This window comes from Mucilaginibacter sp. SMC90, from assembly GCF_022811725.1.
Lineage (GTDB): Bacteria > Bacteroidota > Bacteroidia > Sphingobacteriales > Sphingobacteriaceae > Mucilaginibacter.
In genome coordinates this window covers 3436712-3455977 of record NZ_CP094527.1, presented here as the reverse complement: position 1 = coordinate 3455977, position 19266 = coordinate 3436712, and the positions used below count along the sequence as shown (strand labels likewise).

At 43.4% G+C, this 19266-nt stretch carries 10 protein-coding genes; all 10 read right to left on the bottom strand.

Annotation, left to right across the window (positions count from 1 at the left end; genetic code table 11):
• Positions 1 to 51: 51 nt before the first annotated feature.
• A complete protein-coding gene (locus tag MTO98_RS14630) occupies positions 52 to 663 on the bottom strand; it encodes an MCP four helix bundle domain-containing protein (protein WP_243487341.1) in 612 nt (203 codons plus the stop codon).
• A 107-nt stretch (positions 664 to 770) separates the two neighbouring features.
• Complete coding sequence (locus tag MTO98_RS14625; RefSeq protein WP_243487339.1) at positions 771 to 1796, bottom strand: LacI family DNA-binding transcriptional regulator; 1026 nt, start codon at positions 1794 to 1796, stop codon at positions 771 to 773.
• Between the two features lie 109 nt (positions 1797 to 1905).
• Positions 1906 to 3141: an L-fucose:H+ symporter permease gene (gene fucP, locus MTO98_RS14620; protein WP_243487337.1), complete on the bottom strand. Its 1236-nt coding sequence runs from the start codon at positions 3139 to 3141 to the stop codon at positions 1906 to 1908.
• A gap of 68 nt (positions 3142 to 3209) precedes the next feature.
• Positions 3210 to 6176 (bottom strand): discoidin domain-containing protein, encoded by a 2967-nt coding sequence (locus MTO98_RS14615; RefSeq protein ID WP_243487336.1) that lies wholly within the window; start codon positions 6174 to 6176, stop codon positions 3210 to 3212.
• A gap of 165 nt (positions 6177 to 6341) precedes the next feature.
• Entirely contained in the window at positions 6342 to 8618 is a 2277-nt protein-coding gene (locus MTO98_RS14610) for a GH92 family glycosyl hydrolase (RefSeq protein WP_243487331.1), read from the bottom strand.
• A gap of 182 nt (positions 8619 to 8800) precedes the next feature.
• A complete protein-coding gene (locus MTO98_RS14605) occupies positions 8801 to 9991 on the bottom strand; it encodes a DUF4185 domain-containing protein (protein ID WP_243487330.1) in 1191 nt (396 codons plus the stop codon).
• Between the two features lie 8 nt (positions 9992 to 9999).
• Positions 10000 to 11175 carry a prolipoprotein diacylglyceryl transferase gene (locus MTO98_RS14600; RefSeq protein ID WP_243487329.1) on the bottom strand — a complete coding sequence of 392 codons (1176 nt, stop codon included), beginning with the start codon at positions 11173 to 11175 and terminating at the stop codon, positions 10000 to 10002.
• 84 nt (positions 11176 to 11259) lie between these two features.
• Positions 11260 to 14352 (bottom strand): TonB-dependent receptor, encoded by a 3093-nt coding sequence (locus MTO98_RS14595; protein WP_243487328.1) that lies wholly within the window; start codon positions 14350 to 14352, stop codon positions 11260 to 11262.
• Positions 14353 to 14392: 40 nt separating this feature from the next.
• A complete protein-coding gene (locus MTO98_RS14590) occupies positions 14393 to 16099 on the bottom strand; it encodes a RagB/SusD family nutrient uptake outer membrane protein (protein WP_243487327.1) in 1707 nt (568 codons plus the stop codon).
• A 28-nt stretch (positions 16100 to 16127) separates the two neighbouring features.
• Positions 16128 to 19226: a SusC/RagA family TonB-linked outer membrane protein gene (locus MTO98_RS14585; RefSeq protein WP_243487326.1), complete on the bottom strand. Its 3099-nt coding sequence runs from the start codon at positions 19224 to 19226 to the stop codon at positions 16128 to 16130.
• Between the last annotated feature and the right edge of the window lie 40 nt (positions 19227 to 19266).

Genomic DNA, 19266 nt, shown 5'->3' with positions numbered 1-19266 from the left:
ATCCAGATTTAGTTTAAAACCCTGAGCCTGGATTTATTTTTTAACCTGCTTTTAATTAAGCAAATGGTGTTCGTCCCGCCGAAAAATCAATTGTTCTCTGGCACTTAACAACACCATGATAAACAATACCAGTACAACACAAAGCACAGCGCCAAAGTTTGCTGTAAGGATACTCGAGCTAACATTCTTTTGCCCGCTTTGCAACAATCGGTTGCTCTCGCCAACCTGTATGGCTATCAGTTGATCAAGCGATTTAAGGGCCTGGGCAAAAACATATTCAGTACTATGTTTATCAGTTTCCTGATTCCTCAGGTTACTCAACTGGGTCCGGAAAGTTTTCCATTTTGCCGATTCTTCGCGCGTTAGTTGAGTGGCTTCATATTTTTTTGCCAATATTTCAATGGCTGCATAATTATGGTTGATTTTGGCCTGAATATCTGAACCCGACATTGCTGAAGTCAGTTTATTTTCATAAAGCCGATTGCTTATCTCATGCACAAACGTAGCCGGCATCAAACGGTCGTTCATTATAGACGTAAGCGTTTTATCCAACGCTTTTACATTATCGCGGCCATTCCAATTGGCCAATAAAAGCATAGCGGTAAGCACGGCCAATGCCAATACCATTCTCGCCTTATTTTTTATAATAAAAGCCCGTGTCATAACAATGATTTATTTATTTAAAGATAAGACAGAAGTTGAACATATACGAAATATATATTCATTGCGAGTGTATTACTTGTGCCCGCTTATATATGGTTCTTCTGGATTTAATCAACCTTTAAAGCCGATGATGACCCCCTGATCTGCAAATTGGTTTTAAGGATTACGGAATGAGAGGCCGTGCTCCCTCCTTTTGAATTTAGTTTTTTAAGTAAAACAGTGATCACGTTATCTGCAATTTCATCAACCGGCTGAGCGATGGCAGTTACCGGGGGAGAATATAGCTTAAACACATCATAATCATCGAAAGATATCACAGCCATATCATCCGGCACTTTGATACCGAGAGTATTAAATATTTTTAGCCCGCATGTACCAACATGGTTTGTACCAAAAACTACCGCATCAAGATCCTTATATTTTTTAAAGAATGCTGTCATCGGCTTAATGATCATATCCTCATCCTGGTTAAAAACTATCTCTTTAACCACGGGCGAAAACCGGTTTTCTTTTAACGCATCTTTATAGCCCTGCACACGGGCCATCATTTGTGTTTGTGAAGAAGCAAACGTAACAAAAGCTATATTTTTATAGCCTTGTTGGATTAAATGTCTTGTGGCATTGTAGGTACTGAAAAGATTATCAATTTCTACGTAATCGGTATTTACTCCGGGCAAATGCCTGTCAAACATTACCACAGGTAAGCCGTCTTTAAGTAGTTGTTCTACATCATCTTCAATACCTTCGGGCGGAGCGATAATGTAGCCATCCACGTGCCTGTCGCGGAACATATTGATCAGCTCCTTGGTTTTTTGGGTATCATTATCGGTACTGCAATAAATTATTTTATAGCCGTTTTTGTAAGCCCTGTCTTCAATAAGCCGCGCTATGCTGGCAAAAAATGGGTTTGAAATATCCTCAACCATCAAACCAATGGTATTGGACTTACCGGTACGCAGACTTTTAGCCAATGAGTTAGGCTTATATCCTACTTGCTCAACATATTTGGTAACACGTTCAACCAGGTCCTCACCTATCCGTTTTTCCTTGGCACGTCCATTCAGTATAAATGATACAGTGGTTTTGGAAACTTTTAGTTCATTGGCAATATCAACAATCGATAGTTTTTTCACTCGGCTTAAAATTGGCTAAAATCAAATATAAAATATAATAGCTCAATAACCATAGTTTATTGAGCTATTATTGGCCTAAATATAAAAATAAATCGATTAAGCTGTTTTATCAAACTGCTTGCTTATTAAGTTTAGGATAACCTATGCCAAATAAAAATATTACAGCATAACAAATGATTGGCAGGTAATATGCCGTAGCAACATTATGGTTAGCTATCAGGCCCATAACGGGTGGAAATAGCCCCCCGCCAACAACGCCCATTACAATAAATGACGATGCGTTTTGCGTTTGTGCCCCTAGGTTTTTCAATCCGAGGCTAAATATAGTTGGGAACATAATGCTGAAAAAGAAATTGATGAACAGCAGGGCAACAAACGAAACTATGCCAAAACCCTGCGCCACGATGATACACATCAGGATATTGCCCAAAGCAAATACGGCCAATAATTTATTAGGAGCAATATAACGCATCAGGAAAGTACCGATAAAACGGCCAACCATCATCATGACCATGCTTAACGAAAAATAATAACTCGCGCGTTCGTCGGTTAAATGCATTATCTCGTGCCCATAGTTTATAAAAAATGCCCAGGTACCACCTTGCGCGGCTACATTAAATAATTGGGCTATAGCTGCAAAAATAAAATGCTTTTTTTTAAACAACTTTTCCTGAACGTGACCCTCTGCGGCTACTGCATAAGAATCTGTAGGCGTTACATGCGGATCCTGTAATGACGGTACTTTCAAAAATGAAAAAGCGATGCCAACCAATGCTATTACTGTTCCTATAGCAATATAAAGATGCTTTACTGATATCAGATCGTTAGAATGTTCCTGACCACCTTTTAAAACAAAATAACCGCCCAACAGCGGACCGATAACGCCGCCAACACCATTGAAGGCCTGCGAAAAGTTAATACGCTGGTCGCTGGTACTTTGGTCACCAAGAGAAGCCACAAAAGGATGCGCTACGGTTTCGAGTGTAGCCAGGCCACATGCAAGTACAAATAGTGCTACCCTAAAGAAATCAAACGATTTAGCATCAGCCGCCGGAACAAACAAAAATGCTCCCGCAGCATAAAGTGCCAGCCCCAAAAGTACGCCGCTTTTATAACCAAATTTTTTCATGAACATACCGGCCGGAATACCCATTACTGCATAAGCCCCAAATAACGACAGCTGTACATAAGCCGAGCGGGATTTTGAAACATGCAAAACATTTTGAAAATGTTTATTAAGGGTATCACCAAGGGTCATGGCTATACCCCAGAGCATAAACAACGAGGTTACAAAAATCAGTACTACAAGGAACTTGCGTTCGGTAAATTTGGGTTTGATATCCATTGTGCAGGTTTGTGAGTTAATCGGACCGGCAAATTAGGTTAAAACCTCAATGTACCAAAGGTTATTGTTTATTTTTCTGCAGCTGCATGGTCATTATATGGCTCAACCAATAATTTCATCTTATCCTTACCCAATAGTGATGCATCAAATTCTATCCTAACCTCTTTTGATTCACCTTTCATGAGCGAAAAATAATTATCATTCATGATAGCAGGTAATATCTGCTCGCCAGTACCTGCTTTTGTAGCCCGTACCCGAATGGCGAAGGCGGCGGCTTTTGATGATGACGGATTGGTGATCCTTACAGTAACGTAATACTTATCTTCTGCTTGCTTTACAGTGGATGATACTTTCAGATAAACCTTAGGCAATTGATTAAGAGCGGTAAAATCAGTCCGCTTATTACCTCTCCAGTAAAAATTATCAGATATCAATTTTCCGTTTTTATCAACCAATTTTAGTTTGATGAAATGAACATCGGTAAGGCCGGTGCTCCTGGGTGCGCCGCCGTATACTTCAAAATCCCAGAGTGAATATCCCCAGCCTGAGCCACGCCGTAGCCCGTACATGCGTACGTAACGGCCTTTTACTTCATCAAATGTGATTTGTTGTACCCCAACATGCCCGTCACCGCTTTCATAAACGTCTTTCCAACTTTTAGTGTCATCAGATACCTGGATCTTGAAAGCTTTACCGTAGGCTTCTTCCCAATTTAACTTAACGCCATTTATTTCCTGCTCACTGCCGAGATCAATATAGACCCATTCGCCGTCGTTTGAATTACTGGCCCACCGGCTGCCCGAATTGCCATCCGTTACAGAACCGGCTTCGCCCATGGTAGTTGACGATGCAAATGCAGGTTTATTCAGCGCCAGGTTTTCGCGGTTATCTGCAAAGGCTAAGGTAAAGCAGTTTAATGCGGTATTTGATGGGGCATCAAGAGCTTTTGACATGCTGTATTGCTTCACGATCTGCCCATCGCTGTTGTAAACATCGGCATAAGCGGTTAAGCCATTTTCATCGTTACGGGTTGTATTAATTACTTTGATAGCGTTGCTTACCGGGTTCCATTGAATATGCAAAGGTTCGCAAGCTTTTTTTGCTCCCCAATAGGCGCCTGTAAGGTCATAGTAGTAATCATAAGTTTGCCACACTAACGATGGGTAAGCCGACTGGCTCATCCAGGTCATGATACCCGAAGCATCTTCCCAAATGTTATCTTCCCAGCCCTCATACATGGCCTTATTAGTTTCGATATTCAGCAGCTGGGCTTTGCGGCAATAATCTTCGATGCCTGAAGGTGTGCCATAACGGTTTTTAATACCATCATCATACCTGTCTGGCCCGGCGTTACCTGCAGATGGCCCAAAGAAATGCAGGTTCCACATTTCATTTCGGGGCCACCATTTGTCCTTCGGCATAAATTTTTTAAAGCTATCGAAATTGGTAAATACTGCTGTACCAATTTCGCTGCGCAACCCCCATCCCTCGTTACCGCCAAACCCATTTGGGAAACGGCTGAAATACCAGCGTGGATCAAAGTTAGTCCAGGGGCCGCTTCCTGTCAGGTTACCGGCATGCGAATTAGGTTGATAATACCTGTCATTGCCATCATAAGCGCTGATATCTTCTCTCAACCAATTATTAAGCGGCGGTAAGGGTTCGCCCTCATTGTCACCGCACCAAATGGCAATTGAAGGGTGGTTCCTGAAACGTTTTATTTTTCCGATGGCATTGGCATTAAACGTATTTACATCATTAGGCAAATTGGGGATGGAGTTAAGCCAGAAATCATCCCAAACCATGATACCGTATTTATCGCAGGCATCGTAAAACTCCTCATCGGTGGTTGACCCTATCCAGTTACGGATGATGTTAAAATTCATCTCCTTGTGGAGGCGTACTTTAGTACCATACTCATCACCACGGCAACGGAGCATATACTCGGCCATGCCCCAATTGCCTCCCTTTAAAAACACTTTGGTGCCGTTTACATACAGGTGCAATACATGACCGGTAGTATCATAGCTGTATTTCTTAATACCGAATTTTATTTGTTTGCTATCGGATATTTCATCGCCCAGCTTCAGGCTTAGTTTACAGGTATATAAATTAGCATCGCCGTAACCATTGGGCCACCACAGTTTTGGGCCGTTAATCACCAGCTGCGAAAAATGTTTTGGATCGATTTTTATTTCTGCATTGCTGTTAGCTCCTACAAATACCTTTTGAGTAAACTGGATATTGCCAGGGTTGATAACGCCGGTTAAGGTTCCGGTTTGAAAAGCATCAGTACTGTTCTTTACGCCCACAGAAACGGAAACTTCGGCGCGGGCGACAGTAGGCACATCCGTTCGGATCCATGGATCATTAATGGTAAGACTGCCTGTATTAGTCAGGTAGACATCATCTGTGATGCCACTGTTGAGGCCGGGAACATAAGGCATCCAATCCCAGCTGGCGCTTGGGATATAAGTTGGGCTTGCATAGTTTACCAATGGGTTTAGCGGGCAATAAACCAATACAGCTAACGTATTTGAGCCTGTTTTATTAACCAACCTGGTTATATCATAAAGGCCGCGTTGCATAAAACCATCCAAGCTTCCTATCTTCTTTCCGTTAAGGTAAATCTCTGCCTTACGATTGATCCCCTTAAAATTGAGCCAGGTTTTTTGTTTGATGAATCCGGCAGGAACGCTAAATTCCGTTCGGTACCAAAAATTGCGGTCGTACTTCTTTTTATCTACCTTGTAAATATTATCGCCAAAGTTGGGATCTTTCTCCAAACCGGCAGCAACGTATGATGAAAACACGGTGCCCGGCACAACGGCTTTTACCCAATCGGCAGTCATATAACCATTTTTGTAAATGTCAAGGCTGTCGGCACCCAGATCTGCTTGCGCTTTTACCTTCCAGGTGATTTGTTTGTTGGTGTTGTTAAGATAAAAGATCTCCTGTGCCGATGCCATGCTAAATATAAGCAGCATGGGGCCAATTAATAAAGATAGCTTTTTAAACTTGTAAAGATTGATCATAAAATCGTTTTAGCGGATATATACATAATTCCTATATTTAAAAGCCGTCATTGGGAGGTACGCGGCAATCCCCGATTGCAGAGCCGCTCTGTGCAGTTTGCGATTGCTTCGTACCTCGCAACGACGATTTTCAGATTCACTTTTAAACAGCCTCCTGGCGTCTTTTTATCGTGGCTTTGAAAGCGAGAACGGCCGGTCTTCAGCAGCAAGTCCACGGCTCATTGCCGGTTTATCGCCCATTTCAAAATGGAGTACACCGCCGTTCATGATATCAGTCTGAGTGATCCAGTTGTGTGTATACGGCTTACCATTAAGCGTTGCCGACTGTATATACACGTTCTCTTTGCTGTTATTGTTAGCTTCAATCACGAACTTTTTGCCATTCTCCAAAGCGATGGTCATCTTTTTAAACATTGGGCTGCCAATAACATATTGATCTGTGCCGGGGCAAACGCTGTAAAAACCTGCGGCGCTCAGCACAAACCATGACGACATCTGGCCTTCGTCTTCATCACCGGGATAACCGTTTTCGCCGGCATTGTACATTTTGTCCATCACGTCGCGCAAATGCTGTTGAGCTTTCCAGGGCTGGCCAGCATAATTGTACATATAAAGCAAGTGGTGAATAGGTTCGTTACCTTGCGCGTATTGTCCCATTTTAAAGGCTGCCATCTCGGTCATTTCGTGAATTACCTGTCCATACCCTCCTACCTTGATGGTGCCTGGTTCGGTGAATACCGAATCAATTTTGGCGGTAAAATTCTTCTCTCCCCCCATCAAATTTATCAGGCCTTGTGTATCATGAAAAACAGACCAGGTCCAGTGCCAGGCATTACCTTCGGTGTAGGGGCCGCCCCAATCCATAGGGTCAAAGGGTTCTATCCAGTTACCCTCTGTATCCTTTGAGCGCATGAAACGCGTTTTAGGATCGAACAGGTTTTTATAATTATACATCTGCCGAGCAAAAACATCTTCATAAAATTTATTACCGGTGAGTTTGGCCAGCTGATAACCGCAAAAATCATCGTAGGCAAACTCCAGTGTCCAGGCGGTTGAACCAAGTGTTTGCGGTGTAAAGGGTACATAGCCGTTGGCATAATATTCTTTCCAACCCGGGCGGCCGTTAGCACTTCCCCATGGCCCTTTGTTTGTTGCTTCATGGTAGTAGGCTTCCAGGGCTTTTTTAGGATCGAAAGTACGAATGCCTTTTACCCAGGCATCGGTTAACAAAGAAATGGAATGGTTGCCCAACATTCCTCCTGTCTCCGCCGGGAACGACCAGGCCGGCAGCCAGCCACATTGCTGTTGCGCATCAAGCAGTGCCTGTACCAATTGGCCCTCCATTTTGGGGTGTAACACTGTATTTAGTGGAAACTGGGCGCGGAAGGTATCCCAAAAACCATTATCGGTATACATATAACCGTCGTGAACTTTACCGTCATATGGGCTGTAATAGTATGGTTTGCCATCTTTTCCGTATTCAAAAAATTGATGTGAAAACAGGTTGGCGTGATACATACAGGAATAAAAAGTAGCCTTCTGATCTTCAGTAGCGCCTTCAATGGCCATGCGGCCAAGCAGTTGGTTCCACACTTTATCAGCCGCCTTATGGGTATCGTCAAAAGATTTGAATTTACCTAACTCGGTGTTTAGCGTAAGTTCCGCCTGTTCTGTACTTATATAAGAAGAAGCTACTTTGGCTTGTACCGTTTCACCATCTTTAAATTGAATATAAGCCCCGACGCCTTCTCCTTCTGCACTTTGATTTTTTGCAGAAAGTGTGTTCTTTTTATTTTCCCAGGTACCATAATCAGCAAATGGTTTATCAAAAACAATGACAAAGTAGTTCCTGAAATCTTTCGGTGCCCAACGGCAATTGTTTACATAGCCCGTTATTTTACGTTCGGCGGGCATGATCTTTACTTCACTCATTTTGGTATAACCATCCAAAACAAGATAGGAACTTCCTCCTTTCGGGAACGAAAACCGTAAATGCGCCCCTCTTTCGGTAGGCGAGATTTCGGTGGTAATATTATTATCGAGCTTTACCTTGTAGTAGCTTGGTTGGGCTACCTCGTTATCGTGGCTAAATGACGCTGCCCTTTCATCTTCATTAACCACCAGTTTGCCGGTTACCGGCATTAATGAGAACACAGCATAATCATTTACCCACGAACTACATTGGTGCGACTGCTGAAAGCCGCGGATGGTATGCTCGAAATACTGATACTTCCAGCCGTCGCCATTTTTACCAGTTTGCGCAGTCCAGGTGTTCATGCCGAAAGGCAGTGAAGTGGCAGGATAAGTATTTCCATACGAAAACTCGTATTTAGTGTTGGTACCCTGCCGGGTGTTCACATACTTTACAAGATTGCTTTCCTGGGCAAACAGGTTTCCGGTATAAATAAGCGCTGCGGCGCAAATAAGCGAACGTAAGTTCATTGGTTTATAAATTGATAAAACACTAATTCCTCCAATTGCAACGAATAGACGCGAATGCTGATCTGAGATTAAAACATTCGTGCAATTCGTTAAAATTCGAAACCATCCGTGTTAATTAAAATTCGTGTAATTCGTCTTAATTCGAGCCTATTTGTGCTCATTCAATTCGAGATCATTAGGGTTTATTCAAACTTCACCCTGATAAATCTTGGTCGGTACAGATTAGGATATTTCTTTAGGTCGTTCAAAAAGTCAACTGAGTTAATGTTGTAACTGATCAGCAGTTCACCGGGTTTTGATAAGCTTGGATGCGCCTTGGCATTATAAACTACAAAAGTTTTAGCTGTCAAATCCGGCTGGCAATCCCACAGTTTAATGATCGGGCCAAAAGGACCAACCGGGCTTGCACCTATCCTCATCCCTACAGATGTAGTCATCCCCCCAACCTGGAATATGAGCGCATACCGACCATCGGGCAGCGGGCTAAAACTTAACTCGTTTGATACGCTGCTGGTTACATTGGCAACCTGTTCCATATCACCTACCCAGGTAGCTCCGTTGTAAAAGGTCCACTTGCTGTAATCTTCAAAATCTTTTGGTAATACACGGGCAACCATCAAGTGCTTAGCCATACCACGTACCCCATAAACATAAATATAACCGTCAGGCTTTGGTGCACCGGCCTCTTTGGTATTTACATAAATGCCTGCACCAAATGAACCGCTTTCGCCTTTCTGATCCATCAGGTAAAATGGCGTATCCATTTGTTTCAGGTCTTTATACGGTGGCTTACTGTTTGCCGGGATCTTGATGAGTGTATTACCAACCTCTCTGAAACCAAACGCCTCATTGCTTACATTATGAACCCGGTACCCAAAAATGTAAATATTATTGTTTAAGGCCTGGTTTACAAAGCCATCGCCAAGCCAGTAATAATCTTTATCCCCGGTTTTGGGTGTATGCGGAATAAAAATCGATTCAGGCTTTCCTTTGGTGTTCTTGTCCCAATAAAACTTCATCTGTTTGTCCAACGGCTTATTACCTTTCAGCACAGCCACCGCATTATGGATCATTACCGCTCCCGGAGCCATTGTATTATCACGTACAGCGCCAATCATGCTATCGCTAAAAATGAAAAGTACTTTATCGTTAGCTTTTGCCAGGCCGGTCTCCTTACCATTTAAAGGGATGGTATAAATACCGTCTCCCCCAAACCAGCCCGAATCCCTCTTTAATAAAGCCGACCATTCGGGCGCGGCCTCAACCTTAAATTTAATATTGGTTACGTCAACTGTATCCGCCTTCTGGGCAAAGGTTTTATCAGTAAAAGCCAAGCTCAAAAAAGCTAAATAAGCAAGAGTAATTTTCTTCATTTTGATATTTATAATACAGGTAAATGTTTATGGTGGAGGGCTCTGTGTTTAACAAACAACATTACAAAACCGGTTAAGCCTCCTAATAACATTAACAGGCCAATTAAACCAGCCTGCGTAAAAGGCAAGCCCCAAAAATGATAAACCGGGTTCACGCGGATCTGCTCTATCAAAAAACGCTCGGCACCATTAAGTACAAGGTACAGGAAAAACATAAAACCGGCTGTAAGTATCCGCTTACGAAAAACCCACATCAGCAGAAACATACCAATGCATAAAGCAGCTTCATAAAACGGTGTAGGATAAACGGGATTTGCTAATTCGTTACAATAATTACCTATGCAGCCGGGTATCAACGTTCCGGAATTTATAGCATTGTGTGGATAATTGAACGCCCACATCCAATCGGGCAGCCAACCCATGATACCGGGTTTTAAGTGCATGTTAACTTTTCCCCAATCACCGTCACCGGCCATTTGGCAACCTATACGGCCAACCCCATAGGCCAGCATCATACCCGGCGAACCGATATCTGCAAGGTGTATTAACTTCATCTTGTGCCTGAAACCGATATATAAATAAGTGAGTGCGCCAAAGATTAAACCACCATAATAAGCAAATCCATTAGCCGAAAATATAGCCCCCAGGAAATCATATCTTAATCTCTCGAAATGCTCTGCAACATCAAACAATTTAGCACCGATAAAGCCGAAAAAACCTACGCTGAAAACGATCAACCCCATTAACTGGTAAGGATGTACGGTGTATTCAGTTGTTTCCGGCTTTGCCAGTGTAAATTTCTTTTTGTCGCGATAGATCCAGAAAGCGAACGCACCGCCAATAAGTACACCTGCTGTTAAATTTCCCTGAAACGAAAGGATATAAGCCCTCGGGTTTGCCGAAAAAAGCCGGGAGTTGAATATGGCTCCAAAAAGCTTAAACCCCAATAAGAAACCAGGTAAAAAGTTAACGATCATTTCGGCAGCTGAAGCAGGCTTTCCAATAATCACCTTTCGCTTAAACGCGTTGATCTTCCCGTTAGCTTCATAGCGTTTAAATTCGGAGGTAAAAACAATGTAGGCAAATAAAAAGGCGAGCGCCATAAAAAAACCCAGCGTTTGGATAGGAAACCCGATCCGGATGTGGAAGAGGTAAAATATCAGATCGCCGATGGTTGGAAACATAGCCTAATTTAAAATTTATCTGCCAAAACAAAAAGATAACCGGCACCATGGCACCGGTCTCTTTTGCGGTTTATGTATTGGTTATTAAAAACCTGCCTGGATACCCAGGTTAATTACTCTTTGGTTAATATATGCGTCGCCCGCCGTATTGGTGGCTATCTCCGGGTCCTGCTGGTATTTTTTATAATTATCAAATGTGAGCAGGTTGTATGCACTCATATAAATACGGGCATTATTAATCTTAAAGGGTAATAATTTGGTTGGCAGCTGATACCCGATATCTACTGTTTTTAAACGAACGTAATGTGCATTCAATAACCAGTAATCAGAGAAATAGGCCGTAGGACTGTTTACCGAGGTTGGGTTAGTAGTTAACCTTGGGAAAGCTGCATTAACCGGATTTTCGGGTGTCCAGCGTTCCTGGTGTATAGGCTGAAACTGGCTCTGGAATGGTTCGATACCGGTACCGATTACTGCAAAGCTGTAATTGAATGATCCCTGTAAAAGCACACTCACACTAAAGCCCTTATAAACAGCCTGTAACGACAAGCCAAGTATCGTATTTGGCAAGTTAGGGTTGCCGATAGGTCTTTTATCAAATACGTTAATAACACCGTCGCCGTTTAAATCCTGGTATTTCAGATCTCCCGGTTGCAGCGGAATACCATTATCTGGTACCGGCACCGATTTACTTCCTGAAGCGATGGCAGCGATATCAGCAGCGGTGTAATACCCCAAAAAGTGGTAGCCATATTGCTGGCCTATTGAGTGCCCTGTTTGCGCCAGCCATGGGTAAGCCGGTGTTGCTTCATCCTCGTACAAGATCTTGTTTTTGGCGTATGAAAACACGAAGCCGACGTTGTACTGCACTTTACCGACGGTGCTGTGGTAGCTGATTTGTCCGTCGATACCCTGATTGCGGGTTTTACCAATATTTACAGCAGGTAAACCAACACCTAAAATCTCAGGGACACTGCCCGGGGTAATCAATTGGTTGTAGCGGATATCATGGAAATAATCTGCAGTGATGGAAATCTTATCGTTAAATAAGTTGGCATCTAAACCAATATCGACCTTTTTGGCGCGCTCCCATACTACAGTCGGGTTACCTAATGATCCTTCAGATATGGTATTGTACCCCTGGGCTGTTTCACCAAAATTATAGCCTGCTCCCTGGTTATAAACCTGATTGTACACATAGCGGTTACCAGGTGCAGCATCTGAGCCAACTAAACCGTAACTACCTCTTATTTTTAAGAGACTGAAAACCGGCAAAGCTTTTTCAAAAAATGATTCTTTAGCAATATTGTAACCAAAGCTCACTGCCGGGAAAATACCAAAGCGGTGATTGGCAGCAAAACGGTCGGTACCGTTATAAGCCACGTTAAAATCAAACAGGAATTTCTGTTTAAAATCATAACCAACCTTGCCCGATACACCACGGAATTTTTGCGGCACGCCAACCTGTGCCCCATCAAGCAGCGGATAGGTAAAATAGGTTTGAGATGTTTGGTTGAATAATACCAATCCCGAAAAATGGTGCGAACCACGGAATGTGCGGTCGTAATTAGCGTAAAGCTGCAGGTTATAGTTGTTGGTGCTAATATCCGTGCTGCCGGTTAACGCATAAGTTTGATACACATAAGTTGCACCCGGCCTTAAAGCGTATTGATTAGTGGCAGGATCATAATGGTAAGCGGGGATACCGCCATTAAAGATTTGCTTGGTAAACTGCTCGATGCTTGAATAAGCTACCCTGCCTGTTACCGAAAGGCCATTTGTTAAATCATCCAACCTTTGGGTAGCGCCAAAAAGCACATTAAAATCCGTACGGCGTGAATGCTGGTAGCCGCCTGTTGCCAGCCTGGCGTTAAGCGTTGGCAGGTGATCTGGATTGAAAGATGAATACGCATACGAATAAGTTCCATTCGGGTTTAAATATGGAGCTGTAAAGGGTGTTTCCTTAGTGAAGTTATATACCTCACTAACGGCGTTTTGGTTGTAAGGCTGGTTGAGGTCGGAGAAGCGGGTGGTGATATCTAACCGTAAATCAAGCGTTTTATTAGCCTTCAAATCGAGGTTTGAACGAAAGTTATAACGTTTAAAATAGTAATTGGTATTCACCAAACTTTGCGGGTCGGCAAAGTCTCGTACCAAACCATTTTGATTGAGGGCCCCTCCGGAGATAAAATATTTAACTCCCGTTGTACCACCCGAAATATCAAGATTTGCATTGGTTTGATAGGTGTACTTTTTAAAGATCTTGTTATACCAGTCAACATTGGGGTGCCCGTAAGGATCAGAACCGCTTTTAAAAAGGTCGAGGTCTTGCTGGGTAAAGCTTTGCGGGATACCATCATTACGCTGGGCTTCGTTAATAAGCACCGCGGTGTTGTATGAATCTAAAAATTGAGGAGTTTTGGTAGGCTGTTGGATCCCGCTCTCAACACGCAGGTTAACTTTAGGTGTTCCGGCCTTACCGCGGCGGGTGGTAACTACCAGTACGCCGTTGGCACCTTTAATACCGTAAATAGCTGTAGTTGAAGCGTCCTTCAGTATAGAGATACTCTCTATCTCATTAACGTTGATCTGTTGCAGCTGATCATAACTGTACTCGATATCATCCACAATAATAAGCGGCTGGTTACCTGATGGGTTCAATGAACTCACCCCCCGGATATAAAAATCAGACGCATCCTTACCCGGCTGGCCCGAAGACTGCTGCGAAAAGAAACCCGGCAGTTTACCGGTTAACGCATTTTGCACGTTGGCAGTTGGCACAGTACGGATCTCGCTGGCCGAAATAGAACTTACTGCGCCTGTATTGGTGATACGTTTTCTTGTTCCGTAGGCCACAACAGCAACTTCATCCAAACCGTTGGTATTGGTTTGTAGTATGATATCTATCCTGCCGGTTTCCGGTACGCTAATCTCACGCGGAATATAACCGATGAAACGAACGATGATGGTATTGGATTTTCCTTTAAGAACAAGCCTGAACTTACCGCCCTGATCTGTAATGGCGCCATTATTGGCAACGCCTTTTTCTATAACCGATACCCCCGGCAATATCCCGGTAATATCGCGCACGGTACCTGTCACAGTCCGGCTTTGCGCAAATGACACTGCCGGGAGCAGGATCATCAATATCTGGAAGAAAAGTATTATTTTTCTCATAAAGCTTAATTTTTTTGATTTAACTGGCTAAGGTTTGAGGTTACCATCCTGGATTTTGTTTCATATTCGGGTTCTTCAAAACCTCGTCGTAAGGTATCGGGTACAGGTACATCTTCGGCGTTTCGAATTTGGTAGTGAGGGCATTTACTACATTGTAAGTGAGGCTCGAGCCTATCTTTACAATACTAATCCCCTTTTGAGGCTGGCTCATTACGGTACCGGCAATTTTCCAGCGGCGGATGTCGAAATACCGGTTTTCTTCAAACGCCATTTCCAAACGCCTTTCATTTTGAATGATGGCGCGCATTTCGTCCTTGCTCATGCCTGCTTTAAGCCCATAATTGCCTGAACCGGCGTCGATCCCTGCTCTCTTTCTGATGCTGATCAAAGCGTTATAGACATCGGCAGTAGCCCCTGCCGACTCATTAAGTGCTTCTGCGTAACCCAAAACCACGTCGGCATAACGGAGAACCTGCCAGTCGATGACGTGGGCAGCATAGGCATTTGTGTTTTCAAAATTGCCCATGAACTTGCGCATATAATAACCTGTTTTGGTTTGCTGTAGTGAGCCGTTTGGTTTGCTGATGCCGCCTTCATACAATTGCAGATCGGAATTGAGCCATCTTGCACCGTTATAAAGCACAGTATAGGTTAAACGCGGATCACGGCTTACATAAGGATTGTCCGGGTTGTAGCCTGATGCAGGATCAGTAATAGCCAGGCCATTTTGCATGGGGAAAGCGTCAACTAATTGCTGTGTTGGACTGGTTTGCCCCTTTCCAACCGCACCTGTAAAGCCCACCGGACCATTTGTGGTTTCTATCGATGATGAATTATCAGTTTGGCGGATAAATATATTTTCCGAACTATTCTGGGTCAGGAATACATCTTTAAAGCTGGGTAGTAATTGATAAACATTAAGGTCCATCACTGCTTTTTCGGCAGCAGCGGCTTGTGCCCATCTTTCGGCACTGAAATCTGTATAGCCAGTCAGCGGATTTGAGGCATCAATATTTTGTCCGTTAAACAAGGGGCTTGCTGCGTACAATAGCACCTTTGCTTTTAAAGCCATGGCAGCCCCTTTAGTTGGGCGGTGATAATCGGCATTAGGGTTGCTCAAAGGCGCGGTCATCAGGGTATCTTTGATAGCATCACATTCGCTTACGATGTATTTGATACAGTCGGCAAAAGAATTTCGGGGAAGCGATACATCATCAGTTATGGTGAATACCTTATTACCCAATAACGGCACGCCGCCGTAACGCTTAACCAGTTCAAAGTAATACAACGCCCTTAAAAAGCGGGCTTCACCTTTCCATACATATTTCATGGAATAGCCGTTATACTTCGCCAGCACGGGCACTACATCAATATTGTTTACAAACTCATTTGCCTTGCGAATACCCGCATAATAATAGGCCCAAAGATTTTCATCTGCAGGTATGGTATAAGAGTTATAGGATGCCGTTGAAAGTATGGTAACCTCATTTGATGCGCCCGAAGCCGATGATATAGCATCATCGCTTGCTGCATCAAGATAATCGCCCCCTATCCTGTTATGACCGTTTTGAAGCGATGCATAAATACCGTACAAAAAGGCCTGAGCATTGGTTCCCAGCGAATCCTTTTTATCGAACACATAATTAATGGTCACTTTATCAACCGGAAACTGCTCATATTTTTTACATCCTGCCATTACGGTTAAGATGCCGACGGCCGTTAAAATTATTTTGTTGAAATTCTTCATGATCGTAATATTTTAATGATGGCCAAAATCAAAGCTTAATGTTAACGCCGGCATTTATTACCCTCTGAATAGGGTAAGCAGCACCATAAACCTCAGGATCGAAATCTTTGTAACCATACAGTGTATACAGGTTTTCGCCATTTACAAACACCCTTAAGCCCGATAACCTAAGCTTATGCGCCCATTCATAAGGCAAATTGTAGCCAACCTCTGCATTCTTAAGCCTCACATAATTGCCTTTGCGCAGGTACAATGTTGAGTTGGCAGTATTATTAGCGTTACCAAGGGAAAGCCTTGGCGCGGTAGCCGTTGCAGCAGTTTCAGGGGTCCACCGGCCTAAAATAGTTTCGTAAGCCTGTCCGCTATAGGTAAGGCCAAGAAAACCCACGCCCGCAAATCCATTTACCTGCGAATTGTTGAACATCAGCTCGCGATTGGCAACACCCTGCAGCAGGAAGCTCAGGCTAAAGCCTTTATAGTTGAACCCGCCCGAAAAGCCGTAATAAACCAGCGGCCGGTTGCCGCCTATGGCCGAAACATCAAACTGGTTGATAATATGATCGCCGTTGAGGTCTTTGTATTTTACATCGCCAGCCTGGGCGGTATAACCAACCGTTGTTGCGCTTGCAGCAGCATCCTGGGCATCTTTAAAGTATCCGACAGCCGTGTAACCATAAATAGCTGTTGTTGAGCGGCCGGTATGCCTGAGCCATGGGTAAGGATATGGTTCTTCATCGCTGAAAATGATTTTTGATGATTGGATCGACGCATTACCCGAAAGAAAATAATTGAAATTTTGGATATGATTTTGATAGGTTAAAGTAAGCTCGCCACCTTTATAAAGGTTGATGCCTAAGTTTTCATAAGGGTACGAAGTACCTAACAATGCAATGCTGTTACCACGTACCTGCAGCAAGTCGTAATACCTGTCGTGGTAATAGTCGGCAGTGATGTTAAAATGGTCATTAAACAGGGAGATATCAGTACCGATATCCAGTTTGCGGGCTTTTTCCCAGCGGATGTACGGGTTTGCCAACGTATTTTCAAAGTATCCCTGTACCGGGCTTTTGGTTAAACCTGTGCTGTATGAATAGCCGTTTGAAGCACTGTAAGTTTGTAAAAAGTTATAGTAACCATAATTATCAACGTTATTATTCCCTGTTTTACCGTAAGTGGCACGCCATTTCCATGAGTTAATCCAGCTAAAATTATCTTTGATAAAATTTTCTTTACCCATTTGCCAGCCAACACCACCTGCATAAAACAAGCCATACTGATTGCCCGGCGGATAACGGTTATAACCACTGCTGTTGGCGGCAGCTTCAACAAAGTATTTACCGTCATAATTGTAACCGGCTTTTAAAGCACGGTTTGTTGTAACCTGCGAAAGGTCATAGTTTAACACAACCGAACGCACATCATACAAAGCCATGCCGGTTACATTGCTTTTGCCAAAGGTTCTGTCATAATTAACTGAGGCTTGAGCAAATGAATAGCGGGCGCTTGACACGGTACTATATGAATTGCTTTGCGCAACCGATGATCCTACCGCCGAATAAGAGCTATCCGCATTAAACGAGTAAGCATTGTTTTGCAGCGCGCGGTTTAAGAAGCTCTGTGATGAAAAAGCAAGATTGCCTTTTGCCTTTGCTGATAACCCCGGCGTAATGCTGTTAAGATTATAGTTCAGGTCGAGGTTGGCCAGTACGTCATTACTGTTGGTACGCTGATACCCTGAAAACTCGGTTTGCGCAAGCAGGTTATTGGTATAAGTTGTTGTGCCCCCAAATGATTTGTTTGGATTATACAACGGGTAAGCATTGTTTGGCAAGCTATAAAGGGTACTTAATATGTTTCCATATCCTGCTCCCGGCTGCGTGCTTTGCTGAACACGGCCAAATAATTGCAGATCGACAGTAAACTTTTTGGTTACGTTAACCGCCAGATCTGAATTGATGATATATCGATTAAGATCGTTATTGGTATTGTAAGGCACAGACGGGTCCTGACGGAACATCCCTGCCTGATCAAGGTAGTTTAATGACACACTGTAACGCGCAACCTGCGTACCTCCGTTGACATTAAGTTTGTAACTGGTCATGGGTGAATTATCACGCAATATGGTTTTGAACCAGTTAATATCCGGATGCCTCACAGGATCGGTATGATTACGATAGGCGTTAAAATCAGCGGCACTGTAAAGTGCAGGCTTACCGTCGTTCTGCAAAGCTTCGTTATATAAATAGGCGTACTGATAAGCCGGTAGCGGGTTAGGCAAACCCAACGGCTGCTGGATACCTGTTTGGGCGGTGAACGAAATATGCGGTGTGCCTACCTGTCCGCGTTTGGTAGTAATAAGTAATGTTCCGCGTGAGCTGTTAATGCCTAACATTATATTGGAAAGCGCATCTTTTAAAACAGAAACCGACTCGATACTTTCCGGATCAAGCGATGCTATCTCCCGCTGAACACCATCTATAATAGTTATCGGTGCCTGGCCCCGTAAAAAAAGCCCAAACTCGCTGTTATCATTAGCCGAATAGTTATTATGCTGCACCACAGCCCCAATAAAATCGTTTACAGTTTGCACACCGGTTTGAGGAGCAGCAAAACCGCTATACTGTTGGGTGTAAAGGCCTGGAAGTTGTCCGGGTAATGCATAAGTGTATAAAGTAGCAGGGGTAGTAGTTAGTTGGTTAGTATATATAGTTGATACTGCCCCTACGCTTTTTGATGTACTCATGGTGTCATAAAGCACATTGATGATTTTGGGTTTCTGGATATAAGTATCCAAAAGTCTTACGCTGATACCGGCAGTGTTTTTCACGGCAATTTGCCGCGCGTTATAATTTGCCGCAGTAAATACCAATACATCTCCTTTTACAGCATTAATAACGAAAGCGCCGTCTTTACCGGTGGTTTGGACACTATTTTTAGCTTTATTAGTTACTTTAACACCCTGCAGCGGGTTACCGTACTCGTCAAGCACGATACCGCTGGCCTCACCATGGCGTGCAGGTGCCGTGGCAGCAGTATCCTGCTGCATAGCTGCATAACCGGTTTTAGCCAGCAGCAGCAATAACAGCGTAATACCTGTTAAGTATCTTTTTATGTAGCAATGAGCCATATTTTTTTAGGTTTAAAATTGTTGGCAATAAGTTCAGATA